This is a genomic window from Crossiella sp. NPDC003009, assembly GCF_053591555.1.
The window spans coordinates 41774-66737 of sequence record NZ_JBSFUA010000012.1 but is presented as its reverse complement, the minus strand read 5'-3'; the positions used below and the strand labels follow the sequence as shown (position 1 = coordinate 66737).

Annotated in this window: 27 protein-coding genes; 13 read left to right on the top strand and 14 right to left on the bottom strand. The window is 71.2% G+C overall.

The features are described from left to right. Window positions 1-6 precede the first annotated feature (6 nt). Both ACWDY5_RS15980 and mscL read left to right on the top strand, forming a co-directional pair. A complete protein-coding gene (locus ACWDY5_RS15980) occupies window positions 7-639 on the top strand; it encodes an SAF domain-containing protein (RefSeq protein WP_449722956.1) in 633 nt (210 codons plus the stop codon). Beyond that, the gene (mscL, locus tag ACWDY5_RS15975; protein ID WP_449722955.1) at window positions 639-1040 is read left to right on the top strand and encodes a large-conductance mechanosensitive channel protein MscL; all 402 of its coding nucleotides are present in this window, start codon (window positions 639-641) and stop codon (window positions 1038-1040) included. Before ACWDY5_RS15980 ends, mscL begins: the two co-directional genes overlap by 1 nt. 928 nt (window positions 1041-1968) lie before the next feature. Here mscL and ACWDY5_RS15970 read toward each other — a convergent pair. The 4 genes from ACWDY5_RS15970 to ACWDY5_RS15955 form a co-directional block, all read right to left on the bottom strand. Further along, a complete protein-coding gene (locus ACWDY5_RS15970; RefSeq protein ID WP_247762970.1) occupies window positions 1969-2469 on the bottom strand; it encodes a MogA/MoaB family molybdenum cofactor biosynthesis protein in 501 nt (166 codons plus the stop codon). Between the two features lie 139 nt (window positions 2470-2608). Then, window positions 2609-4219 carry a trypsin-like peptidase domain-containing protein gene (locus tag ACWDY5_RS15965; protein WP_449722954.1) on the bottom strand — a complete coding sequence of 537 codons (1611 nt, stop codon included), beginning with the start codon at window positions 4217-4219 and terminating at the stop codon, window positions 2609-2611. A 79-nt stretch (window positions 4220-4298) separates the two neighbouring features. After that, window positions 4299-5387: a galactose-1-phosphate uridylyltransferase gene (galT, locus tag ACWDY5_RS15960; protein ID WP_449722953.1), complete on the bottom strand. Its 1089-nt coding sequence runs from the start codon at window positions 5385-5387 to the stop codon at window positions 4299-4301. Beyond that, window positions 5384-6187, bottom strand: coding sequence for a DeoR/GlpR family DNA-binding transcription regulator (locus tag ACWDY5_RS15955; protein WP_283662879.1), 804 nt, complete (start codon window positions 6185-6187; stop codon window positions 5384-5386). Before ACWDY5_RS15955 ends, galT begins: the two co-directional genes overlap by 4 nt. A gap of 394 nt (window positions 6188-6581) precedes the next feature. Here ACWDY5_RS15955 and ACWDY5_RS15950 point away from each other — a divergent pair, with 394 nt between their 5' ends. From ACWDY5_RS15950 to ACWDY5_RS15940, 3 genes are read left to right on the top strand one after another with little or no spacing between them, the layout of a single operon-like run. Continuing rightward, window positions 6582-7880 carry an ABC transporter substrate-binding protein gene (locus ACWDY5_RS15950; protein ID WP_449722952.1) on the top strand — a complete coding sequence of 433 codons (1299 nt, stop codon included), beginning with the start codon at window positions 6582-6584 and terminating at the stop codon, window positions 7878-7880. A 5-nt stretch (window positions 7881-7885) separates the two neighbouring features. Beyond that, entirely contained in the window at window positions 7886-8839 is a 954-nt protein-coding gene (locus tag ACWDY5_RS15945; protein ID WP_449722951.1) for a carbohydrate ABC transporter permease, read from the top strand. After that, window positions 8836-9714, top strand: a complete 879-nt coding sequence (locus tag ACWDY5_RS15940; protein ID WP_449722950.1) for a carbohydrate ABC transporter permease — start codon at window positions 8836-8838, stop codon at window positions 9712-9714. The genes ACWDY5_RS15945 and ACWDY5_RS15940 overlap by 4 nt, the downstream gene beginning before the upstream one ends. Here ACWDY5_RS15940 and ACWDY5_RS15935 read toward each other — a convergent pair. The 5 genes from ACWDY5_RS15935 to ACWDY5_RS15915 form a co-directional block, all read right to left on the bottom strand. Further along, window positions 9711-11189 carry an ATP-binding protein gene (locus ACWDY5_RS15935; protein ID WP_449722949.1) on the bottom strand — a complete coding sequence of 493 codons (1479 nt, stop codon included), beginning with the start codon at window positions 11187-11189 and terminating at the stop codon, window positions 9711-9713. The two genes, ACWDY5_RS15940 and ACWDY5_RS15935, sit on opposite strands and share 4 nt — an antisense overlap. After that, window positions 11186-11881: a response regulator transcription factor gene (locus ACWDY5_RS15930; protein ID WP_449722948.1), complete on the bottom strand. Its 696-nt coding sequence runs from the start codon at window positions 11879-11881 to the stop codon at window positions 11186-11188. Before ACWDY5_RS15930 ends, ACWDY5_RS15935 begins: the two co-directional genes overlap by 4 nt. A 65-nt stretch (window positions 11882-11946) precedes the next feature. After that, window positions 11947-12552, bottom strand: coding sequence for a trimeric intracellular cation channel family protein (locus ACWDY5_RS15925; RefSeq protein ID WP_449723085.1), 606 nt, complete (start codon window positions 12550-12552; stop codon window positions 11947-11949). 25 nt (window positions 12553-12577) lie between these two features. After that, entirely contained in the window at window positions 12578-13729 is a 1152-nt protein-coding gene (locus tag ACWDY5_RS15920; RefSeq protein WP_449722947.1) for a GNAT family N-acetyltransferase, read from the bottom strand. A 10-nt stretch (window positions 13730-13739) separates the two neighbouring features. Then, the gene (locus ACWDY5_RS15915) at window positions 13740-14603 is read right to left on the bottom strand and encodes a 3-hydroxyacyl-CoA dehydrogenase family protein (RefSeq protein ID WP_449722946.1); all 864 of its coding nucleotides are present in this window, start codon (window positions 14601-14603) and stop codon (window positions 13740-13742) included. A gap of 145 nt (window positions 14604-14748) precedes the next feature. Between ACWDY5_RS15915 and ACWDY5_RS15910 the strand changes: the two genes are divergently transcribed. Then, entirely contained in the window at window positions 14749-15429 is a 681-nt protein-coding gene (locus tag ACWDY5_RS15910) for a phosphoglycerate mutase family protein (RefSeq protein WP_283662872.1), read from the top strand. Window positions 15430-15447: 18 nt separating this feature from the next. Here ACWDY5_RS15910 and rpmF read toward each other — a convergent pair whose 3' ends face one another. Genes rpmF through mrf form a run of 3 tightly spaced genes read right to left on the bottom strand, consistent with a single transcriptional unit; the run spans window position 15448 to window position 17098 of the window. Beyond that, window positions 15448-15606, bottom strand: a complete 159-nt coding sequence (gene rpmF, locus ACWDY5_RS15905; protein WP_449722945.1) for a 50S ribosomal protein L32 — start codon at window positions 15604-15606, stop codon at window positions 15448-15450. Continuing rightward, complete coding sequence (locus tag ACWDY5_RS15900; RefSeq protein ID WP_449722944.1) at window positions 15606-15872, bottom strand: type B 50S ribosomal protein L31; 267 nt, start codon at window positions 15870-15872, stop codon at window positions 15606-15608. Before ACWDY5_RS15900 ends, rpmF begins: the two co-directional genes overlap by 1 nt. Beyond that, on the bottom strand, window positions 15869-17098 hold the full coding sequence (gene mrf, locus ACWDY5_RS15895) for a ribosome hibernation factor-recruiting GTPase MRF (protein ID WP_449722943.1): 1230 nt from the start codon (window positions 17096-17098) through the stop codon (window positions 15869-15871). The genes ACWDY5_RS15900 and mrf overlap by 4 nt, the downstream gene beginning before the upstream one ends. A gap of 123 nt (window positions 17099-17221) precedes the next feature. Here mrf and rpmB point away from each other — a divergent pair, with 123 nt between their 5' ends. The 4 genes from rpmB to rpsR are packed head-to-tail and all read left to right on the top strand — an operon-like array spanning window position 17222 to window position 18188. Continuing rightward, complete coding sequence (gene rpmB / locus ACWDY5_RS15890) at window positions 17222-17458, top strand: 50S ribosomal protein L28 (protein WP_252482462.1); 237 nt, start codon at window positions 17222-17224, stop codon at window positions 17456-17458. Then, a complete protein-coding gene (gene rpmG / locus ACWDY5_RS15885) occupies window positions 17458-17622 on the top strand; it encodes a 50S ribosomal protein L33 (RefSeq protein WP_252482461.1) in 165 nt (54 codons plus the stop codon). Before rpmB ends, rpmG begins: the two co-directional genes overlap by 1 nt. Next, the gene (gene rpsN / locus ACWDY5_RS15880; protein WP_449722942.1) at window positions 17622-17927 is read left to right on the top strand and encodes a 30S ribosomal protein S14; all 306 of its coding nucleotides are present in this window, start codon (window positions 17622-17624) and stop codon (window positions 17925-17927) included. The genes rpmG and rpsN overlap by 1 nt, the downstream gene beginning before the upstream one ends. A gap of 12 nt (window positions 17928-17939) precedes the next feature. Next, on the top strand, window positions 17940-18188 hold the full coding sequence (gene rpsR / locus ACWDY5_RS15875) for a 30S ribosomal protein S18 (protein ID WP_252482459.1): 249 nt from the start codon (window positions 17940-17942) through the stop codon (window positions 18186-18188). Here rpsR and ACWDY5_RS15870 read toward each other — a convergent pair. Then, a complete protein-coding gene (locus tag ACWDY5_RS15870; protein ID WP_449722941.1) occupies window positions 18127-18558 on the bottom strand; it encodes a hypothetical protein in 432 nt (143 codons plus the stop codon). The genes rpsR and ACWDY5_RS15870 overlap by 62 nt on opposite strands. 137 nt (window positions 18559-18695) lie before the next feature. Between ACWDY5_RS15870 and bluB the strand changes: the two genes are divergently transcribed. Together bluB and ACWDY5_RS15860 are read left to right on the top strand one after the other, a co-directional pair. Next, window positions 18696-19328 carry a 5,6-dimethylbenzimidazole synthase gene (gene bluB / locus ACWDY5_RS15865; protein ID WP_449722940.1) on the top strand — a complete coding sequence of 211 codons (633 nt, stop codon included), beginning with the start codon at window positions 18696-18698 and terminating at the stop codon, window positions 19326-19328. A gap of 66 nt (window positions 19329-19394) precedes the next feature. After that, entirely contained in the window at window positions 19395-20888 is a 1494-nt protein-coding gene (locus ACWDY5_RS15860; protein WP_449722939.1) for a diguanylate cyclase, read from the top strand. A 29-nt stretch (window positions 20889-20917) separates the two neighbouring features. On the opposite strand, the gene ACWDY5_RS15855 is transcribed toward ACWDY5_RS15860, so the two are convergent. Beyond that, window positions 20918-21565: a response regulator gene (locus tag ACWDY5_RS15855; RefSeq protein ID WP_086780697.1), complete on the bottom strand. Its 648-nt coding sequence runs from the start codon at window positions 21563-21565 to the stop codon at window positions 20918-20920. Window positions 21566-21835: 270 nt separating this feature from the next. Between ACWDY5_RS15855 and ACWDY5_RS15850 the strand changes: the two genes are divergently transcribed. Beyond that, window positions 21836-24964 (top strand): penicillin acylase family protein, encoded by a 3129-nt coding sequence (locus tag ACWDY5_RS15850; RefSeq protein WP_449722938.1) that lies wholly within the window; start codon window positions 21836-21838, stop codon window positions 24962-24964.

Below are 24964 nucleotides of genomic sequence, written 5' to 3'. Positions count from 1 at the left end.
CGAGCCATGCCCCTCGACCGCACCCCCTGGGACCGCCTCCGCACCCTGCTGACCCGTTTGCCCTGGGCCAAGCCACCGGCCCTGCGCAAGCTGGCCGCCGCCTGCCTCACCCTGCTCGCCCTGGTCCTGCTGCTGCGCCCAGGCGGCCCAGGCCCACGCACCATGCCGATCCTGCTCGCCGCCAAGGACCTCTCCCCCGGCACCCAGCTGACCCCGGCTGACCTCCGCCAGTCCCAGCACCCGGCCGACGCCGTCCCCGACGGCGCCCTCACCGAGCCCGCCGCCGCCCAGGGCCGCCTGCTGGCCCGCGCCGCCCGCCGCGGCGAACCGCTCACCGACCTGAGCCTCACCGGCCCGCACCTGACCGCCGTGGCCGCGGGCAAGGACGCCATTGCGGTCCCGGTCCGCCTGTCCGACCCCGCCGTCACCGAGCTGCTCACCCCCGGCGCCAAGGTGGACGTCTTCTCCGCCGATCCGCCCGAGTTACTCACCGAGGCCGCCACCGTCCTGACCGTGCTCAGCCCCAAGACTGAGGGCGCCGACGGCCACCGGATGGCCCTGATCGCGGTACCCAGGCAGGACGCGGCCAAGGTGGCCACCTCGTCACTCACCCGATCGGTGGCGATTACGCTGCGCTAATGCTCAAGGGTTTCAAGGACTTCCTGATGCGCGGCAACGTGGTCGAGCTGGCCGTGGCCGTGGTCATCGGCACCGCCTTCACCGCCATCGTCACCTCGGTCACCAAGTACCTCATCCAGCCGCTGGTGAACTCCGTCGGCGGCTCCGACCCGGCCAAGGGACTCGGCTTCCGCGTCATCCCGGGCAAGGACGCCACGTTCATCAACCTGGGCGAGATCATCAACGCCGCGATCAACTTCGTCATCGTGGCGGCGGTGGTCTACTTCCTCCTGGTCCTGCCCCTGCAGAAGATCCAGGAACGCCGCAAGCGCGGCCAGGAACCCGGCCCGGCCGAGCCCACCGACGTCGAACTGCTCACTGAGATCCGCGACCTGCTCCGCAACCAGAACAAGACCCCCTGACCACCTCCCCTGCCCGGTCCTGGCCACCCCAGCCCCGGCCAGGACCGGCACCCACCCCACCATCCAGCCGCCCAGCCACCGCCCGGCTATCGGCAGTCACCACCCCGCCAACCGGCCGCCCGGCACCCAGCGCATCGAGCCCGAGTCGCGCGAGGACGAGGCCCCCGCCCCGGCCGAGCACTGGTCCGCCCAGCCCCCGGCCGACGAGCCCGCCCCGGCCCAGCAGCCCGCCGACCAACTGCCCGCCTACCATCCGCCGCCGGGCCACCCCGCCGACCAGCTGCCCAGCCACCACCCGCCGCCCGGCCGGCCACGACGCTGCCAGCCACCGCGCCGAGAAACCATCCCCACCCCGGCTGCCCACCCCCAGTCGCACCGCCCGGTCACCCCGGTGCGGTGATCGACCACCCGCGCCCGGAACCCAACCGCCCGTCTCGCGGCCCACCACGATCGAGCACCGGCCAAGCCCATTTCCAGCCGCCAAGCCCCCGCCGAGCCACCAGCCCCGCCCGCCCACTCACCGCCGAGCCACCAACCCGACCCGCCGACTCACCGCCGGGCCACCACCCCGGCCCGCCGACTCACCGCCGGGCCACCACCCCGGCCCGCCGACTCACCGCCGGGCCACCAGCCCCGCCCGCCCCACTCACCGCACCGCCCCACTCACCGCACCGCCCCACTCACCGCACCGCCCCTCCCCACACAACAGAACGGCCAGCCCAACAGCTGTGGGCTGGCCGAGCTCCTCCGCTTACCGGTGTCCCGGGTCAGCGGTCGTGGTGCGGTGGGCGGTTCTCCAGGAACCAGTCGTCGTCGTGGCGGTTGGGGCGGTGGTGGTCGCGTTCGTCGGAGGTGGTGTCCGGGAGGACCTCACCGAAGACTTCCGCCACGTCGGGGCGGGGGCGTTCCGCCTCGGGTTCTGGGGTGGTCAGCTCTCCTCCAGGCCGCTGATCTGCTCGATCACGAACTGGACCAGCGGGGTGAGGGTGGCCATGCCGTCGCGGACGGCGGAGCGGGAGCCTGCCAGGTTGACCACCAGGGTGCTGCCGGAGACGCCGACCACGCCGCGGGAGATGCCCGCGTCGGTGGCGCCTGCGGCAAGGCCGGAGGCGCGGAGGGCCTCGGCGATGCCCGGGATCGGCCGGTCCAGCAGGCCGAGGGTGGCGTCCGGGGTGACGTCGCGGGGTGAGACGCCGGTGCCGCCGACGGTGACCACCAGGTCGACGCCGCCGATGACCGCGGTGTTGAGCGCGTTGCGGATGTCGGTGACCTCACCGGCCACCGCCACCGTGCCGTCGACGATGAAACCGGCCTCTTCGAGCAGTTCGCCCACCAGCGGACCGGTGGTGTCGTCGTGCTCCCCCTGTGCCACCCGGTCGTCCACAAGCACGACCAATGCCCGTCCCAGGCGCTGCGCGGTGCGTTCCATGCCGATCACGTTAGCTGGCTCTCCTCGCCGGGTGTTGGTGGATATGCGTCCGCGGCGCCGAAGTTCCGCGAGAGGGGCTCGCGGGACTTCGACGCCGCGGATCAGCCCGGTCGGGTGGCTGTGACCGGGGGTCTTGGGGTCAGCGGCCGCCGTTGTCGAGGGTCTGGCTGCCCAGGGTCGCCTCGACCACGCGGTCACCGCCGCCGGTGTTGATGGTCAGCTTGACCTTGGTGCCGGGGGCGTAGGAGCGGACCGCGGCGATCAGCGAGTCGGCGTCGCTGATCCGGCGGTTGTCAATCTTGGTGATCACGTCGCCGACCTTGATCCCGGCCTGGTCGGCCGCGCCGCCCGGAGTGACCTGGGAGACCGTGGCGCCCGCGACCTGCTGCTGTTGCTGCTGCTGGCCGCCGCCGGGCTGCTGCTGGCCGAGGCCGACACCGAGCAGCGAGTGGGTGGCCTTGCCGTTCTTGATCAGCTCGTCCGCGATCCGGCGGGCCTGGTCCACCGGGATGGCGAAGCCGAGGCCGATCGAGCCGCCCTGCTGCTGCGAGCCGGTGGCGGTGCGGATGGCCGAGTTGATGCCGATGACCTTGCCCTGCATGTCCACCAGCGCGCCGCCGGAGTTGCCGGGGTTGATCGCGGCGTCGGTCTGCACCGCGTCCATCACAGTGCTCTGGTCCGGGGTGTCGCCGGTGCGCACCGGGCGCTGCAGCGCGCTGACGATGCCGCTGGTGACCGTGCTGGACAGGCCGAACGGCGCGCCGATGGCGACCACCTGCTGGCCGACCCGCAGGTCGTCGGAGCGGCCGAGCTCGGCGGCGGTCAGGCCGGAGACGCCGTCGGCCTTGAGCACGGCCAGGTCGGAGGTGGCGTCCCTGCCGACGATCTTGGCCGTCGCGGTCCGGCCGTCGTTGAACTGCACGGTGATCTGGCCGCCGTTGGCCGCGGCCTCGACCACGTGGTTGTTGGTCAGGATCATGCCGTCACTGCTGAGCACGACGCCCGAGCCGGAGCCCGCGCCGCCGGGGGCGATGACCTTGATCTGCACCACGCTCGGCAGCACCTTCTGCGCCACCTGCTCGATCGAACCCTGCGGCGCCGGGCTGTTGATGTCCCTGGCCGGCGGACGGGGGTCGTTGAGCGAGTTGCTGGAGGACGGGGCCGAGGAACCCGCGAGGTTGTAGGCGACCGCGCCGCCGATGCCGCCACCGATCGCGCCGCCGAGCAGCACCAGCGCGAGCGCACCGGCGACGAGCTTGCCCCGCCCGCCCGCCTTGCGCTGCGGCTGCACGGTCTGCACCGGGACGCCGAGGGGGTTGGTCAGGGGGGCGCCGTAGTCGGGGCCGCCGGGCGGCGGGTAGCCGCCGGGACCGCCGGGGGTGTGGCCGCCGAGGCTTGGCTGGGGGCCGGTGGTGGACTGGCCGCCGAAGCCGGACCCGGGCTGGTGGCCCGCTGCGCCGAAACCGGGCTGGCTCCCGGGGGCGGGCTGGCTGCCGGGGGTGGGCTGGCTGCCGGGCGCGGTGCCGGAGTCGGGCTGCGCGCCGAAGCTGGGCTGGCCGCCCGGGGTCGGCTGCGCGCCGGAGTCGGACTGGGCTGCCGAGGGGGCCTCGCCGAAACCGGAGTCCAGGCCGCGCTGTTGCGGGGCGGCCCATGGCGAGTCCGGGGTGTGCTCCGCGGGGGTGGTGCCCTCGGCTGACTGCTGCGGGCGCTCTGGCTTGGGGCCCGGAGCGCCGGGGGTGTTCTCGGTCATGCACTTACTGTGGGGCCCGGACCTGAGAACGTGCTGAGACCCAGCTTTGGCTCTCTTGTGTTTCCGCCGAGAGTTCCGCTCAGGTTCCGGCGGCGCGCAGGCGCTCGGCGATCTGTTCCGGGGTGGCGTCGTTGATCCACACCGCCATGCCGGACTCCGAACCCGCCAGGTACTTCAGCTTGTCCGCGGTCCGCAGCACCGAGAACACCTGCAGGTGCAGCCAGGACAGCTCCCTCGGCGCGTGCACCGGGGCCTGGTTCCAGGCCGCGATGTAGGGCAGGGGGCGGTCGTAGAGGTGGTCCAGGCGGCGCAGGACGTCCAGGTACAGGGTGGCGAAGTCGTCGCGTTCGGGCTCGGTCAGGTCTGGGATGTCGGCTGCCTGGCGGCGGGGGGCCAGGATGACCTCGACCGGCCAGCGGGCGGCCGGCGGGACCAGGGCGACCCAGTGTTCGCTGGTGGCCACGACGCGGGTCTGCTGGGCCAGTTCGGCCTCGATCAGGTCGCCGAGGACGTGGGTTCCGTGCTCTTCGCGGTAGGCCTTGGCGGTGGCCAGCATGCGCTCGGTGCGCGGGGTGACGAACGGGTAGGCGTAGATCTGCCCGTGCGGGTGGTGCAGGGTGACGCCGATCTCCTCGCCGCGGTTCTCGAAGCAGAACACCTGCTCGACCCCGGGCAGCGCGCCCAGCTCGGCGCTGCGGTCGGCCCAGGCGTCCACCACGGTGCGCACCCTGGCCGGGGTGAGCGCGGCGAAGGCCGAGTTGTGGTCGGAGGTGAAGCAGACCACCTCGCAGCGGCCGGTGCCCGGACGGCGCTCCGCCATCGGCACACCGTCCACAGTGGACGGAACCTCCGGCACGTGCTGGGACAGCGACGGGAAGCGGTTCTCGAACACCGCGACGTCGTAACCGGCCTCCGGGATCTCGGTCGGGCGGCCCGGCGTGGTCGGACACAGTGGACAGAGGTCGGCCGGTGGCTTGTAGGTCCGGGTCTGCCGATGCGAGGCCATGGCCACCCACTCGCCGGTGAGCGGGTCCCGGCGGATCTCCGAGCTCGGCTTCTGCTCCGGCAGGTCCCTGGTGTCCACCGCGGTGCGCGCGGGGGCCTCCGGGGAGTCGTCGAAGTAGATGATCTCGCGGCCGTCGGCCAGCTTGGCCGTGGTGCGCCTCACGCCAGCTCCTCGTCCCCGGACCGGGCGGACACCGGCGCCAGCACCAGCTCGCCGACCTGCTCGGCCAGCACCTGCCGGGCCTCCGCGCCCAGTCCCTCGTCAGTGATCAGCACATCCGCCTCGTCAAGGCCGGCGATCGTGGAGATGCCCACCGTTCCCCATTTGGTGTTGTCCGCGAGCACGACCAGCCTGCTGGCCGCGTCGACCAGCGCGCGGTCGGTCTCGCTCTCGTTCAGGTTCGGCGTGGTGAACCCGGCCTGCGGGGCCATCCCGTGCACGCCCAGGTAGACCACGTCCAGGTGCAGCGCGCGCAGCGCCTGCACGGCCACCGGGCCGACCAGCGCGTCCGACGGCGTGCGCACCCCGCCGGTGAGCACCACGGTCCGGTCGGTGCGCCCGCGCTGCTGCAGCACGTCGGCCACCCGGATCGAGTTGGTCACCACGGTCAGGTCCGGCACGTCGTCCAGGAACCGGGCCATGGTCCAGGTGGTGGTGCCCGCGGACAGGCCGATCGCGGTGCCCGGCCGGACCATGCCGGCGGCCAGCGCGGCGATCGACTCCTTCTCCGGCAGCTGGCGCACCGACTTGGCCTCGAAACCGGGCTCGTCGGTGCTGCGCCCGACCACCGAGGTGGCGCCGCCGTAGACCTTCTCCACCAAACCTGTGCGGGCCAGCACGTCCAGGTCCCTGCGGACCGTCATGTCCGAGACCCCGAGCCTGGTCACCAGGTCGGAGACCCGGACCGCGCCGGTGCGGCGGATCTCCTCCAGGATCACCGCCTGCCGCTGCCGAGCGAGCACCTCTACCCCACTTCCCGCGCCGCGGCGACACCGCCCGCCGGGGCGTCGCGATGGTTGATCGCGACCAGTCACGATACGGGCTCGCCTGGTCGCGACCCGTGCCGACGCACCACCCCGAACCGGCTCGTGACCTGAGTAACGGGTGGGCGGCTGGCGGCATCCAGGGTGACCTACGAGAACCGCACACGTCAAACACAGTCGAACATCGGAGGTTGTTGATACCTGTTTGACTTGTTCACCTATCTGAACCTGCTAACGAACCGGCATCTTCTTGCTCCACTTGGCCTGATCCGGGGCTTCTCGGCCTTGACAGCGGCCTGTGGCGGCTACCACATTGTGCGCAACTTTGTTGGAAATAGTTCGATAAGTCTTGGTAGCCGCGACAGGAGTCACCATGGCCAACTCACCGTTACCGCCCAACCCGCTGCTCGGCCGTCGCACCGTGCTCAAGGGCCTGCTCGGCGCGTCCGCGCTGGCCGCCGTGCCCGGCCTGGCCGCCTGCGGTTCCGGGGGTTCCGCCAGTGACGGCAAGACCGTGTCCTTCGGCTCCAACTACTCCGACGCCGTGCCGCGCGAGGGCATCGCCGCGGTGCTGGAGACCTTCAAGCAGCAGAACGGCCTCGAAGTCAAGATCAACACCAAGGACCACGAGACCTACCAGCAGCAGATCAACAACTACCTGCAGGGCAGGCCGGACGACGTCTGGTCCTGGTTCGCCGGCTACCGGATGCGCTTCTTCGCGGCCAAGAACCTGGCCGGGGACCTGTCCGACCTCTGGCAGACCATTGGCGACAACTTCACCCCGGCGCAGAAGGAAGCGGCCACCGGCAGTGACGGCAAGCAGTACTTCGTGCCGTTCTACTCCTACCCGTGGGCGGTGTTCTACCGGCCGAGCATCTGGCAGCAGCGCGGCTACCAGGTGCCCAAGACCTTCGACGAGCTGATCGCACTCGGCGGCAAGATGAAGAGCGACGGCCTGGCGCCGATGGCGGTGGGGCAGAAGAACGGCTGGCCGCAGCTGGGCACCTTCGACCAGCTGAACCTGCGCACCAACGGCTACGAGTTCCACGTCAGCCTGATGGCCGGCAAGGAGGACTGGCAGGGCAAGAAGGTCCGCGACGTCTTCGACAACTGGAAGCGGATGCTGCCGCTGTACCAGGAGAACCCACTGGGCCGGGAGTGGCAGGAAGCCGCGCAGACCATCCAGCAGGGCAAGGGCGGCATGATGATCGTCGGCGCCCAGCAGATCGGTCAGCAGATGAAGAACGAGCTGAACGACCTGGACTTCTTCGCCTTCCCGGAGATCAACCCGACCTTCGGCACCGACACCGTCGAGGCCCCGATCGACGGGTTCATGCTGGCCAAGAAGCCCGGCAACGAGGAAGGCGCGCGCAAGCTGCTGACCTACCTGGCCGGACCGGCCGCGCAGCTGGCCTACCTCAAGACCGACCCGGTGACCATCGCGGCCAGCGGCAAGGCCGACACCAGCGGCTACAACGAGCTGCAGAAGAAGTGCGTGAAGTTCGTCGCCGAGGCCAAGCACATCACCCAGTTCCTGGACCGCGACACCGACCCGCGCTTCGCCAACGACGCGGCCATCAACGGGATCAACGCCTTCCTCACCAACCCCAATGACGTGGACTCGGTGCTCAAGGGCATGGCCGACCAGGCCAAGAACATCTTCACGGGCTGAGGCCGATGACTGTTCTGGACAAGGCGCCCGCCGCCACGAGCGCGCCACCGCACAAACGCAGGCGGCGCAGGGCCAGCGCGTTCACCGCCACCGACAAGGTGGTGCTCGCGGTGATGCTCGGCATCCCCTCGCTGCTGCACCTGGGCCTGGTGTGGTTCCCCGCGCTGGGCTCGATCCTGTTGTCCTTCACCGAATGGGACGGCATCGGCGGGGTTGAGGACATCAGGTTCGTCGGGCTGCAGAACTACACCGACATCCTCACCACCTACCCCCGGTTCTGGCCCGCGCTGTGGAACAACCTGATCTGGCTGGTGTTCCTGCTGGTGCTGCCGACCCTGTTCGGGTTGTTCATGGCGGTGCTGCTGGACCGCAAGCTGGCGCTGGGCCGGGTCTACCAGAGCGTGCTGTACCTGCCGATGATGTTGTCGCTGGCCCTGATCGGGTTCATCTGGCAGCTGATCTACCAGCCGGACCAGGGGCTGCTGAACAACCTGCTGGGCACCGCGAACGACCACCCGGTCAACTGGCTGGGCGATCCGGACATCAACCTGTACGCGGTGCTGGTCGCGGCGGGCTGGCGGCACGCCGGGTACGTGATGCTGCTGTTCCTGGCCGGGCTCAAGGCGGTGGACCCCTCGCTGAAGGAGGCGGCCGCGCTGGACGGCGCGAGCGCCTGGCAGACCTTCTGGCAGGTCACCTTCCCCGCGCTCAAGCCGGTGAACATCGTGGTGCTGGTGATCACCGTGATCGAGGCGCTGCGGGCCTTCGACATCGTCTACATCATCAACAAGGGCCGTCAGGGGCTGGAGCTGCTGTCCATCCTGGTCACCGACAACATCATCGGCGAGGCCAGCCGGATCGGCTGGGGCTCGGCGCTGGCCGTGGTGCTGCTGCTGATCTCGATGGGCTTCATCATCACCTACCTGATGCAGACCTTCCGCAAGGAGGATCGGCCGTGACCGGCACGACGAACACGGCCACCGGGCGCGCCGGGCGGATCGCGCTGCACACCTTCCTGGTGGCGACCTGCCTGGTGTGGCTGGCGCCGGTGCTGTGGGCGGCCTTCGCCTCGCTGCGCACCATCGACGACACCAACAAGAACGGCTACTTCTCCTGGCCGGCCGAGCTGACGCTGGACAACTTCGGCAAGGCCTGGGAGCAGGCGGAGCTGCCGCACTACTACCTGAACACGCTGATCATCACCATCCCGGCGCTGGTGATCACGCTGTTCTTCAGCTCGATGGTCGCGTTTGTGGTGTCCCGCTTCAGCTTCCGGTTCAACCTGGCGCTGCTGATGCTGTTCACCGCGGGCAACCTGTTCCCGCAGCAGGTGATCGTCACCCCGCTGTACCGGCTGTACCGGCTGATCGAGCTGCCGGAGTGGCTCAGCGAGTCCGGTTCGCTGCTGGACTCGCAGCTGGGCGTGATCCTGATCCACGTGGCGTTCCAGACCGGGTTCTGCGTCTTCGTGCTGAGCAACTACATGAAGACCATCCCGATGGAGCTGACCGAGGCGGCCAGGGTGGACGGCGCCGGGGTGTTCCGGCAGTACTGGCAGGTGATCCTGCCGCTGTGCCGTCCGGTGCTGGCCGCGCTGGCCACGCTGGAGTTCACCTGGATCTACAACGACTTCCTGTGGGCGCTGGTGCTGATCCAGACCGGGGACAAGATGCCGATCACCTCGGCGCTGAACAACCTCGGCGGCCAGTTCTTCAAGGACAACAACCTGATCGCGGCCGGCTCGCTGCTGGTCGCGGTGCCCACGCTGGTCGTCTTCTTCACCCTGCAACGCCACTTCGTCGCCGGGCTCACACTCGGCTCGACCAAGGGCTAGCTGGTGCCAGGGGCTGCCGGGTACTCGTCGGTGTGGAAGGTCTCCGACGGGTTTCCCGGCAGCCACAACGACATCAGCGCGCCGCCCTCGGCCGCGCGGCCCGCGGTGACGGTGCCGCCGTGCCGCTCGGCCACCTGCTTCACGATGGCCAGCCCGAGCCCGGAGCCGGGCAGGGTGCGGGCCTCGGTGGAGCGGTAGAAGCGCTCGAACACGTGCGGCAGGTCGTCCTCGGCGATGCCCGGCCCGCTGTCGGCGACCTCCAGCACCGCGGCCTGCGCCCCGGCCTGGCGCAGCTCGACCCGCACCCGGCCATCCGGCGGCGACCACTTGACCGCGTTGTCCAGCAGGTTCATCACCGCCCGCTCCAGCGCGTTGGCATCGCCGACCAGGGTCCACGGGCGCAGCCGGATGTCCAGGCTGACGCCCGGCGCGCGGCGGCGGGCCCGGTCGAGGGCGCGCTCCACCACGTCGACCAGCTCGACCGACTCGTGCACCACGAACGGCGCGTCGTCGCGGGCCAGCTCGACCAGGTCGCCGATCAGCGTGGTCAGCTCCTCGATCTGGGCCCGCACGTCGGCGTAGATCTCAGCCCGGTCCTCATCGGAGAGCCGGTACTTGGCGCCGGCCTGCTGCGAGGCGACCAGCAGTTCCAGGTTGGTGCGCAAGGAGGTCAGCGGGGTGCGCAGCTCGTGCCCGGCGTCGGCGACCAGCCTGCGCTGGCGTTCCTGGGAGTCGGCCAGCGCGGCCAGCATCGCGTTGAAGCTGTTGGTCAGCCTGGCCAGCTCGTCGTCCTCGCTGGTGACCGGGATCGGTTGCAGGTCACCGGTCCTGGCCACGTGCTCGGCGGCCTTGGTCAGCCGCTCCACCGGCCGCAGCGCGGTGCGCGCCACGCCGAGGCCACCGGCGGCGGCCAGCACGATGCCCGCGCCGCCGACGGCGAAGAGCACCCAGGCCAGCCGGGCCAGGGTGTCCCTGGTCGGGTGCAGCGGCTGGGCGATCACCAGGGCGAACCCCGGGTCGATGGGCACCGCGACCACCCGCTGGTCGGTGCGGTTGTCAGTGCGCGTGTTGTCCGGCTTCAGCCCGGCCGCCACGTCGATCTCGGCCGGGCCGTAGGGCACCCCTGGCGCGTTCGGCGGGATGAACAGCTGGGTCCGGCCGTCGGAGAGCAGCTGGACCACGCCCAGCCGCAGGTCGATGGCCTCGAACACGGCCGGGGACTGCCGTTGCAGCTCGATCACCTGGGACAGCGAGCTCTCCGCGGCCACCTTGGCCCGGTTGAGCAGCTGCTCGTCCAGCTCGTTGTACAGGCTGGTGCGCACGGTGAAGTAGGCGGCCAGGGAGACCAGCGCGACGGCGGTGCCCACGCCGACCGCGGCGAAGAGGGTGAGCCGGTTCCGCAGGGTGACCCGCTGCATGCGGGGGTGGTGCGAGTCGCGGTCCCGGCCGACCCGCACGGTGGGCACCTCGGTCACGGAGGGGTCTCCCTGAGCACGTAGCCCACGCCGCGGACCGTGTGCAGCAGGCGCGGTTCGCCGTTAGCCTCGGTCTTGCGGCGCAGGTAGCCGACGTAGACCTCGAGCGCGTTGCCCGAGGTGGGGAAGTCATAGCCCCACACCTCCTCGAGGATGCGGCCCCTGGTCAGGACCTGCCTCGGGTGGTGCAGGAGCAGCTCGAGCAGGGAGAACTCGGTGCGGGTCAGGCTGATCGGCCGCCCGCCCCTGGTCACGTCCCTGGTGCCGGGGTCGAGCTCGAGGTCGGCGAAGCGCAGCGCGGCCATCGCGGCCGGTGCGGTGTCCTGGTCGGGGCCGACCCTGCGCAGCAGCGCGCGCAGCCTGGCCAGCAGCTCCTCCAGCGCGAACGGCTTGGGCAGGTAGTCATCGGCGCCGGCGTCCAGCCCGGCCACCCGGTCGGAGACCGCGTCCCGCGCGGTGAGCACCAGGATCGGCAGGTCGTCGCCGGTGCCGCGCAGCCGTCTGCACACCTCGAGGCCGTCCACCCTGGGCATCATCACGTCCAGCACCATCGCGTCCGGCCGGTTGTGCCCCAGCACCTCCAGCGCCTGCTGGCCGTCGTTGGCCAGCTCGACCTGGTAGCCGTTGAACTGCAGGGACCGCCGCAACGACTCCCGAACGGCTCGGTCGTCGTCCACAACGAGGATGCGCATATCGGTAGTGTGACCGGTTTCCCTAAGAGCCGCCTGAGAGCACGCTGAACCCCGACCAGCAATAACTATCGTTCGCGTGGCCTTGGGGCGTCCCAGCGCCGCCAGAGCGCGATCACCCGGAGCCCGCAGATCATGGCCGCGGCGATGATCGCGGTCGGCCCGGTGGGCAGGTTCAGCCGGTAGCCGATGGCCACCACGACCGCGCCGGCCAGCGCGGCCACCGCGTAGATCTCCTGGCGCAGCACGGTGGGGATCTCGCGCAGCAGCAGGTCGCGCAGGGCGCCGCCGCCGATGCCGGTGGTCATGCCGATCAGGCAGGCGGTGTAGACCGGGGCGCCGAGGGCCAGCGCGGTGGTGGTGCCGCCGGTGGTGAACAGGCCGAGGCCGACCGCGTCGGCCAGCAGCACGGCCCGGCGCAGCTTGGCCACCTGCGGGTGGAAGAAGAACACCAGCAGGCCGGTGAGCGCGGAAACCAGCAGGTAGGGCCAGGTGCGCAGGGAGGTCGGCGGGTGCAGGCCGAGCAGCACGTCGCGGATGATGCCGCCGCCCAGCGCGGTGGTCATGCCGAGCACGACCACGCCGAAGACGTCCAGCCGGGCCCGCACCGCGGCCAGCGCGCCGGAGGCCGCGAACACCGCGATGCCGACGAGTTCCAGGACGGTCAGCATCAACACCCGCGGATCTTAGGCAGGTCGGTCAGAAATAGTCGGCCATCCGGGCCGTTCCCGGTGCGCCTACCAGCAGGTCCAGCAGCCGGGTGTGTTCGGGATCGCCCGTGAGCAGCCCGGCCCTGCGCAGTCCGGCGGTGGTGTTCGAGCCGGAGAACCAGGCGCCGAGGCCGCGGGCGGTGATCCGGACCGCGCCGGTGCCGCCGGGCTCCAGCACGACCTCGCCGTCCTTGACCACCAGCCGGTGCCGCCCGGCCTGCCAGGGCGCGTGCCGGTCCTCGATCTCCAGGTCGGTCACCGCGTCGGCGATGTGGCTCGCGCCGGGCCAGCCGCGGGCGGCCACCGCGGCGGCCAGGTCCACGATCCGGAGCAGCCAGGGCTGGGTCCGCTTGCGACCGTCCAAACCGGACCACTCCAGGACGCCGAGCAGGGTCTCGTCCAGGATGTGCAGCTTCACCCGGTCCAGCAGGCCGGTCCAGGAGCCGATCGAGTCGAGCAGGCCGAGCGCGACCTCCGGGGTGTCCGCGAGAAGCTCGGGCACCTCCAGCACCCGGTTCTTGCGGTCCGGCTGGGCCAGCAGGTAGCCGCCGTCGGTGACCAGCGAGGCGTCGCACTCCAGCAGCTCCGCGGTCCGGTAGGACTTGGTGCGCCGGTCCAGCATGCCGTCCACGGTCTGCGCCATCCGGTGGTAGCAGTCCCGCATGGCCGGGATGTCCGCCTCGGTGGCCGCGCGCAGCTCGATCTTCGAGCGGCGGCCCTGGAAGGCGTGCACGGGCAGGTCGATGGACTCCAGCACGCCGCCGCGTTCCCAGCCGCGGCCGCGGTAGAGCGCGGGCACGGTCGGGTAGAGCGCGCTGATCGGCTGCCCGTCGGCGCGCATCTCGGTCAGCATCCGCTCCAGCAGCGCGCTGCCCACGCCCCGGCCGCGGGCCTGCGGGGCCACCGCCACGCTGGCGATGCCGCCCATCGGCACCGCGCGCCCGCCGAAGAACTGCCGGTAGGGCCGGACCATGGCGAACCCGGTGCGCTCGCCGCCGGTCTCGGCGATGAACCCGCGCCAGGTGGTCTCCCCGCGCCACAGCTCGGGTGTCTCCTTGGGCCCGCCGAAGGGCACCCCGCGCAGCCGCCAGGCTGCGTCCGCGTCGCTGGACCGGTAGTCCCGAACCGTCACGTCTCCCACACGGCAGAGCCTAAGCGGGCGGCCAAGTGAAAAAGCCCTGGCCGGTCTTGCGGCCCAGCTCGCCCCTGGCCACCTTGGCCCGCAGCAGCCGCGGCGGCTCGAACCGGGGGCCGAGCTCGGCGGCCAGGTGCTCGGCGATGGCCAGCCGGACGTCCAGGCCGACCAGGTCGGTGAGCTTGAGCGGGCCCATCGGCCAGCGGTAGCCCAGGGTCATGCCGGTGTCGATGTCCTCGGCGCTGGCCACGCCCTCCTCGAGCATCCGGATGGCCTCCAGGCCGACCGCGACGCCGAGCCGGGAGGTGGCGAAGCCGGGCGAGTCCCTGACCACGATCACCGTCTTGCCCAGCGCCTCGGCCCAGTCCTTGGCCTGCGCCAGGTGCCGCTCGGCCAGCCCGTCGTGGGTGACCAGCTCGACCAGCTGCTGGGCAGGCACCGGGTTGAAGAAGTGCATGCCCAGGGTGCGGTCGGCGGCCGGTCCGGCGGCGATCGCGGCGATGGACAGCGAGGAGGTGTTGGAGGCCAGCACGGCGCGCGGGCAGGCGGCCGCGGCGGCGGCGAAGACCTGGCGCTTGAGGTCCACCCGCTCGGGCACGGCCTCCACGATCAGCTCGGTCTCCGGGGAGAGCAGGCTGAGGTCGTCGGCGGTGTCCAGCAGCCGGGCACAGGCCTCGGCGTCCACGCCGGCCGGCAGCTTGCCGCGTTCCTCGGCCTTGAGCAGCGAGGTGGTCACGGTGTTGCGGGCGGCGGCGCACCGGTCGGCGTCGGCCTCGACCACGGTGACCTTGGCGCCCGCGGCCAGCAGCACGTGCGCGATGCCCGCGCCCATGGTGCCGCCGCCGACCACCGCCGCGCGAGCGGGCGCGCTGAAACTCATGTGACACTCCCGTCCGAGATATCGATCGGACTGTAACAGCGGGCATCCGTTGGGGTGCGGGCCGATCGGGTGCTTAGCCGGATCAACAGCCAAGATTCCTGATATTCGACCGGTTGGAGTAGTGCGGACCGGGCACGATGGTGTTGTGCGGATCATTCTGTTGCGGCACGGCGAGAGCCTCGGCAACGTCGACGAGATGGCGTACTGCCGGGTGCCCGACCATGCCCTCCCGCTGACCAAGCGCGGCCAGGAGCAGGCGCGGGCCGCGCGGGCCGCCGTGCGCGCCGCGCTGGGCCCCGGCCCGGTCGCGGTGTACGTCAGCCCGTACCTGCGTACCCAGCAGACGCTGCGCAACCTGGACCTGGACGAGCTGTTCGAGCGGGTGGTGCACGAGCCGCGGCTGCGCGAGCAGGACTGGGGCAACCTGCAGGACCCGATCGAGCAGGAGCGCCAGAAACAGGCGCGGCACGCCTTCGGGCATTTCTTCTTCCGGCTGGCGCACGGCGAGTCCGGCGCGGACGTGGACGACCGGGTGGCCGGGTTCATGTCCGACCTGGAACGCCGGATGGAGACCGAGCCCTCGCACCCGCGCACGGTGCTGATCGTCTCGCACGGGCTGACCCTGCGGCTGCTGGTGCGGCGGCTGTGCATGTGGAGCATCGAGCTGTTCGAGTCGCTGTCCAACCCCCGGCACTGCGAGCACCGCACCATGCACAAGGGCCCGGACGGCCGGTGGACCCTGGACCAGCCGTTCGAGCAGTGGCGGGACTCCCCCGACGGCGCGGTCCAGGTGGACGGCAACGGCGAGGTCGCCCGCCCCGCGTGAGCGAGGCGGGCGAGCCGCTCAGTCGTTCTGCTGGTGCGCCCAGCGGACCAGCCGCCGCGGCACCAGGATCTTCTTGCCCTTCACCACCACCGGCACCAGATCGGGCGCCTCGGCCTTCCACTGCGCCCGGCGGCTGCGGGTGTTGCTGCGGGACATCCGCCGCTTCGGGACTGCCATCAGTTGCCCGCCTTCCGGTCCGCGCGGTCGCCGTAGCGGCGGCGGAACTTCTCCACCCGGCCCTGGGTGTCCATCACCCGGCTGGCGCCGGTCCAGAACGGGTGCGAGTCGGAGGTGACGTCGACGAGCAACAGCGGGTAGGTGTTGCCGTCGGTCCACTCGATGGTCTTGGTCGAGGTGGCCGTGGACCGGGTCAGGAAGGTCATCCCGGTCGAGGAGTCCTGGAAGACCACCGGGTGGTAGTCGGGGTGGATGCCCTTTTTCACGCTTCGTCCTTCTGGTTGCTGATGATCACATCGGTGGGCGCGCGGTCGTCGTCGCACGGGTCCTCGTGCCAGGAGCCGAACGGGTCCTCATAGGCCAGCCAGGCCTCCTGGCCCTCGGCCAGCTCCTCGTCGGTGAGCAGCGCGGACTCCAGGGCCTCGACGATCTCGCCGGGGACCGCGGTGTGCGAGAGCACGAACAGGTCCTGGCTGCGGTCGCCGTAGTAGGGGTCCCAGCTCAGGTCGGCCATGGCGCGGCGGTCCGGGTCGATGCCGGACCAGTCCTCGATCGCGGCCAGCCACGGACCGGCGTGGCCGATCCGCAGGCCGCCGCCCGCGGTCTCCAGCCACAGCGCGACATCGGGCTGGCTGGCCACCCAGACCCGGCCGCGGGCCCTGACCACGCCGTCGAGCAGGAAGTCCAGCGCCTCGTGCAGGCGCTCCGGGTGGAACGGCCTGCGCTGGCTGAACACGGTGACCTGCACGCCCGACTCGGCCGACAGCGGCGGCTGGCCGCGCAGCAGCGGGGCGTGCGCGTCGTCGATCTCGCCACGCCGGGCGTTGGCCGGCACCAGGTTCAGGCAGCGGACCGGGTCCAGGTCGCCGAGCCGGATCCGGGGCGCCAGCGGGGCCAGCCGGTCCAGCACCGCGTCGGTGCGGGCCGCGGTCCAGGCGTCCGGGGCGCTGCCCGCGAGCACCAGCAGGTCGGCGAACTCGACCTGGCTCACCGCGACCTGGGCGATGGTGCGCTCGTCGTCGGCGCTGGCGCCGAGGCCGCGCTCGCTCAGCTCCAGGTCGCCGGTGGCGTCGGCGAACCAGGTCTCCGCGTCCACCACGGTGAGCACGGCGTCGAGGTAGACCACCTCGTCCACGGTGCGGCCGTCGATGACCACGTGCTGGAGCGCCCAGCAGACCGCCTCCGGCTCCAGCGCGCGGTCGCAGTGCAGCACGATCCGGCGCACGTCCGGGGCCTGCGTGAGGCGGAGCACCAGCGGCAGCAGGTCCTCGCGCAGCGTGCAGGACACGCAGCCGTGGGCCAGCTCCAGGGTCTCGGTGGCGTCCAGGGCGCCGTGCCGCAGCCGCCGGACCACCACGCCGTGGCTCACCTCACGCAGGTCGTGGTGCAGCACCACGGTGCCTGGCTCGGCCGCGAATCGGTCGGCCACGGCCGTGGCGTGCTCGGCCGCCAGGCCCGCGACCAGCACCAACGAGGTGCGGGGTGGCGTCACGTCAGCCTCCAGTTGGGAATGATTTCCATCGTCGTCTCCGTCAGGCTACTCTCGCATCCGGTTAAACGAAAATGGATGTCGTTAGCAACTGCGTCGTCCCCCAGCTTCGTGAAGGAGTCGCGCATGTCCGCCCGCTGCCAGGTGACCGGCCGAGAGCCGGGCTTCGGCAAACAGGTCTCGCACTCGCACGCGCGCAGCTCGCGCCGGTGGCTGCCCAACATCCAGCGCCGCCGTTACTGGCTGGCCAGCGAGGGCCGGTGGGTCAGCCTCCGGGTCTCCGCGAAGGGGATCAAGACGATCGACAAGCGCGGCATCGAGTCCGTGGTGGCCGAGATCCGCCGCCGAGGGGAGAAGGTCTGATGGCCCGCAACGAGCTCCGCCCGATCATCAAGCTCCGGTCCACCGCCGGCACCGGCTACACCTACGTGACCCGCAAGAACCGCCGCAACAACCCGGACCGCCTGGTGATCCGCAAGTTCGACCCGGTCATCCGCAGGCACGTCGAGTTCAAGGAAGAGCGCTGATGGCCAAGAAGTCCAAGATCGCCCGCGACCTGCAGCGGCGCGAGATCGTCGCCAGGTACGCCGAGCAGCGGGCCGAACTCAAGGAGACCATCCGCTCGCCGAAGTCCACGCCGGCACAGCAGGCCGCCGCGCTCTCGGCGTTGCAGCGGCTGCCGCGCAACGCCAGCCCCACCCGGCTGCGCAACCGGGATGTGGCCGACGGCCGCCCGCGCGGCTTCTTCCGCGCCTTCGGCATCTCCCGGCTGCGGCTGCGCGAGATGGCACACCGCGGCGAACTGCCCGGCGTCCGCAAGTCCAGCTGGTGAGGAGCTAGAGCGATGGCCCGATTCGAGCGCCGCCCCGGCCTGAAGCGCAAGCCGAACCTGCTGCTGCGCGAGGGTGTGTTCCACGTGGACTGGAAGGACGTCGCGCTGCTGCGCAAGTTCCTCTCCGACCGCGGCAAGATCCGTTCCCGCCGGGTGACCGGCCTGACCCCGAGCCAGCAGCGCGAGGTGGCCACCGCGATCAAGAACGCGCGGGAGATGGCCCTGCTGCCCTACCCGGGGCCGGCGAAGCCCGCGCGCTGAGTCCAGGGGCGGTGCGCGCCATCCGCAGCACCGCCCCGGCCGCGCTGGCCAGCACCGCCACCGCGAGCAGCAGCGCGCCTGCCCACTGGGCGTGCTCGTCGAAGGCGAGCTCGCCGAAATGACCGGTCACGAAACCGATGTGCAGCCCCCAGCCCTGCGCCGCGACCAGCAGCGCGCCCGGCACCGTGGTCACCGCGGAGACCGCCGCGACCACCAGCACCGCCAAGACCAGGGACAGCACCGGATCGGCCGCGGTGAGCACCACGACCCCGGTGAGCACAACACCCGCGCCGAACCCCAGCCCCGAGCCCTGACCACAGGCCAGCCGGGGCAGCCGCGCGGCGCGCTGGGAAGCCGGAACGAACAGCACGCCCCAGCTCACCGCGTCCCCGGCCCCGCCACGACCACCGCCAACACGATCTTGACGGTGAGTAGCCGCTCATTTACGCACCATTAACACCGAGACCGCCCGGGGTCCCAGCAGGGCGGTCAGGCAGGATCGGCCGGATGGACACCCCCTTTTACGAGGTCCTGCACCGGCGCCGCGATGTGCGCGCGGAGTTCACCGGCGAGCTGGTCGACGAACCGACCCTGCGCCGGATCCTCGCCGCCGCGCACGCCGCGCCCAGCGTCGGCCTGAGCCAGCCATGGGACTTCGTGGTGGTGCGCGATCGGGCGCTGCGCCGGTCCTTCCAGGAGCACGTGCAGGCCGAACGCCAGGTCTTCGCGGCCGACCTTTCGGGCGAGCGCGCGGAGACCTTCGCCCGGATCAAGGTGGAGGGCGTGCTGGAGTCCAGCCTCGGCGTGGTGGTCGCCTACGACCCCGACCGCGGCTCACCGGCGGTGCTCGGACGGCACGCGATCGCCGACGCCGGCTTGTACTCGGTATGTCTGGCCATCCAGAACCTCTGGCTGGCGGCCACCGCCGAGGGCTGGGGCGTGGGCTGGGTCAGCTTCTACCGGGAGGACTTCCTGCGCAGGCTGCTCAGCATTCCCAGCCGGGTGCGGCCGGTGGCCTGGCTGTGCCTGGGTCCCGTGCAAGGACTCGCCGAGACGCCGGACCTGGAGCGGCACGGCTGGCGCAAGAGGCTTCCGCTTGATGACGTTGTGCACCATGAGCGGTACGGGCAGCGACGATGACGGTAGCCTGTCGAGAAGTCGGGCCAGCTGGTGGAGGCCGAGGGCACGGTGAGGCAGGACGATCCGGTGACGGGGGTCGATCTCCCGCGGCAGGAAAGCGACATCCCGCGGCAGGACCGCGAGGTGCGGATACTGCTGGACTCAGGCCGGGTCGTGGAAGCCAACACCCTCTTCGACGACGTGGTGGTGCGCACCCCGCCCGCTGAGGACGGTGACCGCTGGCGCCGGGCGACCGTGCTGGTCTACCGGGCCGTGGTGGCCTGGCGGCTGGGCCGGTTGCCGCTGGCGCTGGAGCTGGCCGCGGACGGCTGGACCGAGCTGGACGCCGAGACGCCCAAGGGCCCGGCCGCCGCGCAGACCATCGGCATGCTGGCCTACCTGCTCGAAGGCATCGGCCACCGCAGGGCAAGCCTGGACATGATGCGGCTGTCCGTCCAGGTGGCCAGGGAGGCCGACGAGCCGCACACCCTGGCGCACTGCCTGCAACGGCTGGGCGCGGCGCTGAACTTCCGCGCGGTGGACGCCCCGCCGGAGGCATCCGGCCGGATCTTCGCCGAGGCCAGCGAGCTGCTGCGGGAGGGCTTGCAGCTGGCCGGCTCCGGGTACGTGCACCGGGCGCTGCTGGGTTCCTACGCCCGCGCGCTGGCCGGGATCAACGAGATCGCCGCGGCGGAGCGCACCGCCCGCGCGGCCGAGCGGCTGGCCGCCGCGCACGAGGACCGCTGGGGCCTGGCCATGTGCAACTGGGTGCTGGCCACCGTGCGCCGCGCGCAGAACCGGCTCACCGACGCCCGCACCATGGCCAGCCGCGCGGTGGCCGAGGCGGAGAAGATCAACGACACCACGCTGCTGCTGCGGTTCTCCCTCGACCTGGCCAACATCTGCGCCGAGCTGGGCGACTACGTGGGCGAGTCCGAGGCGCTGCGCCGCAGCGTGGCCTCCGGCCGCAAGGCGGTGGAGACCCTGCAGGAGGGCCTCGGCCAGGCGTTGCAGCAGCGGCGGCTGGCGGTGGAGGCCCAGCGGCTGGCGATGGCCGCGCAGGAGGCCGCCGCCCGCGACCCGCTGACCGGCCTGTCCAACCGGCTCGGCCTGGAGCGCGCCGCGCCGCTGCTGCTGGAGAGCACCGCGGCCAAGGGCAGGGTGCCCTGGCTGGTGCTGGTGGACGTGGACTGGTTCAAGGGCCTCAACGACGACGCCGGGCACGCCGCGGGCGATGTCGCGCTGCGCGAGATCGCCCAGCTGCTGCGCGCGGAGTGCCGGGCCGACGACGTGGTCGCCCGCTGGGCGGGTGATGAGTTCGTGGTGCTGCTGGTGGACGCCACCGACGAGTGGCAGGACGCCGGTCCCGCGGTGGCCGAGCGGATCCGCTCCGCGGTGGACGGGCACGACTGGTCGATGGTGTTGGGCAGCACCAAGCGGCCGACCGTGAGCATCGGCGTGGCGGCCGGACCGGCCAACCTGGACGAGTTGTTCGACGCCGCGGACGAGGCCCTGTACCGGGCCAAGCGGCACGGGCGGAACCGGGTGGAGGTCCACCCGCCGCTGCTGCCGTCGAAGTGAGGGTGGCGAGACCCGCCACCCTCCTCACCTCAGGCGATCAGGCCACCGCGGTAGGCGACCAGCGCCGCCTGCACCCGGTTCACCGCGCCGATCTTGCCGAGCACCGAGGACACATAGCCCTTCACGGTGGCCTCGGACAGGTGCAGCGCGCTGCCGATCTCCGCGTTCGACATGCCCTGGCCGATCAGCGCGAGCACCTCGCGCTCGCGTTCGGACAGGTTGCCGAGCAGGCTGCGGGCCGGTTCGGCGGCCCGCTCACCGTGCGCGACCGCGGCCAGCACCCTGGCGGCGACGCCGGGGTCCAGCACCGCGCCGCCGCGGGCCACATCGCGCACCGCCTTGACCAGCTGGGTCGGCTCGGTGTCCTTCAGTAAGAACCCGCTGGCGCCCAGCCGGAGCGCCTCGCTGACGTACTCGTCCATGTCGAACGTGGTCAGCATGGCCACCTTGGGCGGCTCGGGCAGCGAGCGGAGCCTGCGCAGCGCGGACAGGCCGTCGGTCGTGCGCATGCGGATGTCGAGCAGCACGACGTGCGGCCGCAGTTGGCGAACCCGGTCGACGACGAGCGAGCCGTCGTCACATTCACCGACGACTTCAATGTCGCCGGCCCGGGACAGAATCATGCGAAGTCCGGAGCGCACCAGGTCTTCGTCATCGACCAGAAGCACCTTGATCACGGACGCCTCCCCGATTGGGCGTGACGTGGTCACGAGTAAGCGTGGGCGTGCAGTATTGCCTATCCATGTCACTTTGTGGTTATCCCATCACGTTCGGGACGTTTGCGCAGCATCCAGTTAGGGAACCGGACGTCTACGCAGAGTCACCGAACCGGTGAGTAGAGCGCTCTCGCACGCGATTCCGGATCATCCGAACGCACGAACGTGAAACACTTTCGCAAGAAGCTACTCGCCCGTAACGTCCATCACAACCCATGAGGAGTGATGGCGATGCGACGACCGCTGACTCTGCTGCTCACTGCCGCGACTACCGCCGCACTCCTAGGCAGTCCCCCTGCCGTTGCCCAGCCCACGGAAACCAGGGCTGTCGCGCCAATTCCTGACTATTGCATCAGTCAGTGCGACGACATCCTGCCACCCGGCCAGAACGGCAACGCCACCTTCGCCGAACTGCTGCTGTTCAAGTCCCTCGGCATCCGGCCGCCGCATTCCAGCGACCAGAAGTCGCGCTACGAGAAGCTGGTCTGGGGCTACAGCGGGCTGACCGACGAGCAGCTCAACACCTACTTCAACGACGCCTCCTTCGGCGTGCCCGCCGACCAGGTGGCCAGCACCAGCTCACCGCGCCCCGACGTGACCATCGTGCGGGACAAGGCCACCGGCACCCCGCACATCACCGGCAGCACCAGGGCCGGCGCGATGTTCGGCTCCGGCTTCGCCTCCGCGCAGGACCGGCTGTTCCTGATGGACGTGCTCCGGCACGTCGGCCGCGGCGAGGTCTCCTCCTTCGCCGGTGGCGCGATCGGCAACCGCGAGTTCGAGCAGCAGCAGTGGTCCATCGCGCCCTACACCGAGGCCGACCTGCAGGCCCAGTTCGACCGGCTGGAGCAGCTCGGGCCGCGCGGCAAGCAGATGAAGCAGGACGTGCTCGACTACGTGGCCGGGATCAACCTCTACATCGCGCAGAGCAAGGCGGGCCGGTACTTCCCCGGCGAGTACGTGGCCATCGGCAAGGCGGACGCGATCACCAACGAGGGCGGGCCGGAACCCTGGAAGCCCACCGACATCGGCGCGATCGCCTCGCTGGTCGGCGGCATCTTCGGCGCGGGTGGCGGCCAGGAAGTGGTCTCCGCGGTCGCGCTGGTGGAGGCGAGGGCGCGTTACGGCAAGGCACAGGGCGACGCGTTGTGGCGGGCCTTCCGCGCGCAGAACGACCCGGAAGCCCCGGTGACCGTGCACAACGGCACCTCTTTCCCTTACGGCACAGACAATCCGGACGCCGCCGGGGTGACCCTGCCGGACCGCGGCTCGGTGGTGCCGCAGCCGATCGTGCGCGATGCCGTCGGACCGGCCAGCAAGGACGCGCTTGCCCCGGTGCCCCCGGCCCAGCGCGGGATGTCCAACGCGCTGCTGGTCTCCGGCGCGCACACCGAGAGCGGGCACCCGGTCGCCGTGTTCGGCCCGCAGACCGGCTACTTCGCCCCGCAGCTGCTGACCGTGCAGGAGATCCAGGCGCCGGGCATCAGCTCCAGGGGCGCCTCCTTCGCCGGGCTCGGCCTGTACGTGCTGCTCGGCCGCGGCCAGGACTACGCGTGGAGCGCGACCACCGCGGCCCAGGACATCACCGACTCCTACGCGGTGGAGCTGTGCGAGCCCGGCGGCGGCGCGCCCACGCTGAAGTCGGCGCACTACCGATTCCGCGGCGAGTGCCTGCCGATCGAGGAGCTGACCAAGAAGAACGCCTGGAAGCCCAGCCTGGCCGACGCCACGCCGGCGGGCTCGTACACCCTGGTCGCCCAGCGCACCAAGCTCGGCCTGATCTCCCACCGCGGCACGGTGGCAGGCAAGCCGGTGGCCTTCACCAAGCTGCGCTCGACCTACCTGCGCGAGGTGGAGTCCACCCTGGGCTTCCAGCTGTTCAACGACCCGGAGGCGATCCGCTCGGCGGCGGACTTCCAGCGCGCGGCCAACCAGATCGGCTACGGCTTCAACTGGTTCTACGCCGACAGCAAGGACATCGCCTACTTCAACTCTGGCTTCAACCCGGTGCGCAAGTCCGGCCACGACCCGAACCTGCCGGTGCGCGGTGACGCCGCCTACGAGTGGCAGGACTGGCGGCCCGGCGACAACCTGGCCCGCTACACCCCGTTCGAGCAGCACCCGCAGGTGGTCAACCAGGACTACCTGACCAGCTGGAACAACAAGCAGGCTCCCGGCTACTCGGCCGCGGACGGCAACTTCAGCTTCGGCCCGGTGCACCGCTCCCAGCCGCTGGACGACCGGATCAAGCCGCTGTTGCAGCGCGGCGAGAAGTTCACCAGGGCCAAGCTGACCAAGGCGATGGCCGACGCGTCCACAGTGGACCTGCGCGCGGACAAGGTGCTGCCGCTGCTGTTGCGGGTGCTGGACCGGGCCCCGGTCACCGAGCCCGCGCTGGCCACCGCGATCGAGCAGCTGCGCGCCTGGCAGCGCGCGGGCGGGCATCGCACCACCGACGGCGATCCCAGCGCCAGCGGCAAGTTCGTCTACCTGCACAGCGAGGCGATCAGGGTGCTGGACGCCTGGTTCCCGCTGCTGGCCAAGGCCATGTTCGAGCCGGGGCTGCAACCCGCGCTGCACAAGGCTTTTCTGGCCGCGCTGCGGGTGGACGAGCAGCCCGGCCACACCGGGTCGGCCTTCCAGTACGGCTGGTACGGCTACGTGCACAAGGACCTGCGCAAGGTGCTCGGCGATCCGGTGCAGGCCTGGGTGCCGACCGCCTTCTGCGGCAACGGCAACGCCGCGGACTGCCGCACCGCGCTGCTGGACTCGCTGCGCGCCGCGGTGAACACCCCGGCCACCACCACCTACCCCGGCGACGCCGACTGCAAGCCGGGCGACCAGTTCTGCCGGGACCAGATCATCCACCGGCCCACCGGCGGCATCACCCAGGACAAGACGCAGTGGCAGAACCGGCCGACCTACCAGCAGGTGGTCGAGTTCCCGGCGCGCAGGGGCGAGGACGTGACCAACCTGGCGCTGGCCAAGGCGGCCAGCGCGTCCAGCCAGGAGACCGGCGCGTACCCCTCGCCGCCCGGCAAGGCGGTGGACGGCGACCGGCGCACCCGCTGGGCCAGTGACTGGTCCGACGAGCAGTCGCTCACTGTGGACCTCGGCTCGGTGCGCCAGGTCGGCCGGACCGTGCTGCGCTGGGAGTCCGCCTACGGCAAGGCCTACCGGATCGAGGTCTCCACCGACGGGCAGCGGTGGCGGCAGGCGGCCGCGGTGGCCGACGGGGACGGCGGCGAGGACAACATCCCGTTCGCCGCCACCCAGGCCCGTTTCGTCCGGCTCACCGGGATCAGCCGGGCCACCCGCTACGGCTACTCTTTATTCGAAATTGAAGTTTACGCACACTGA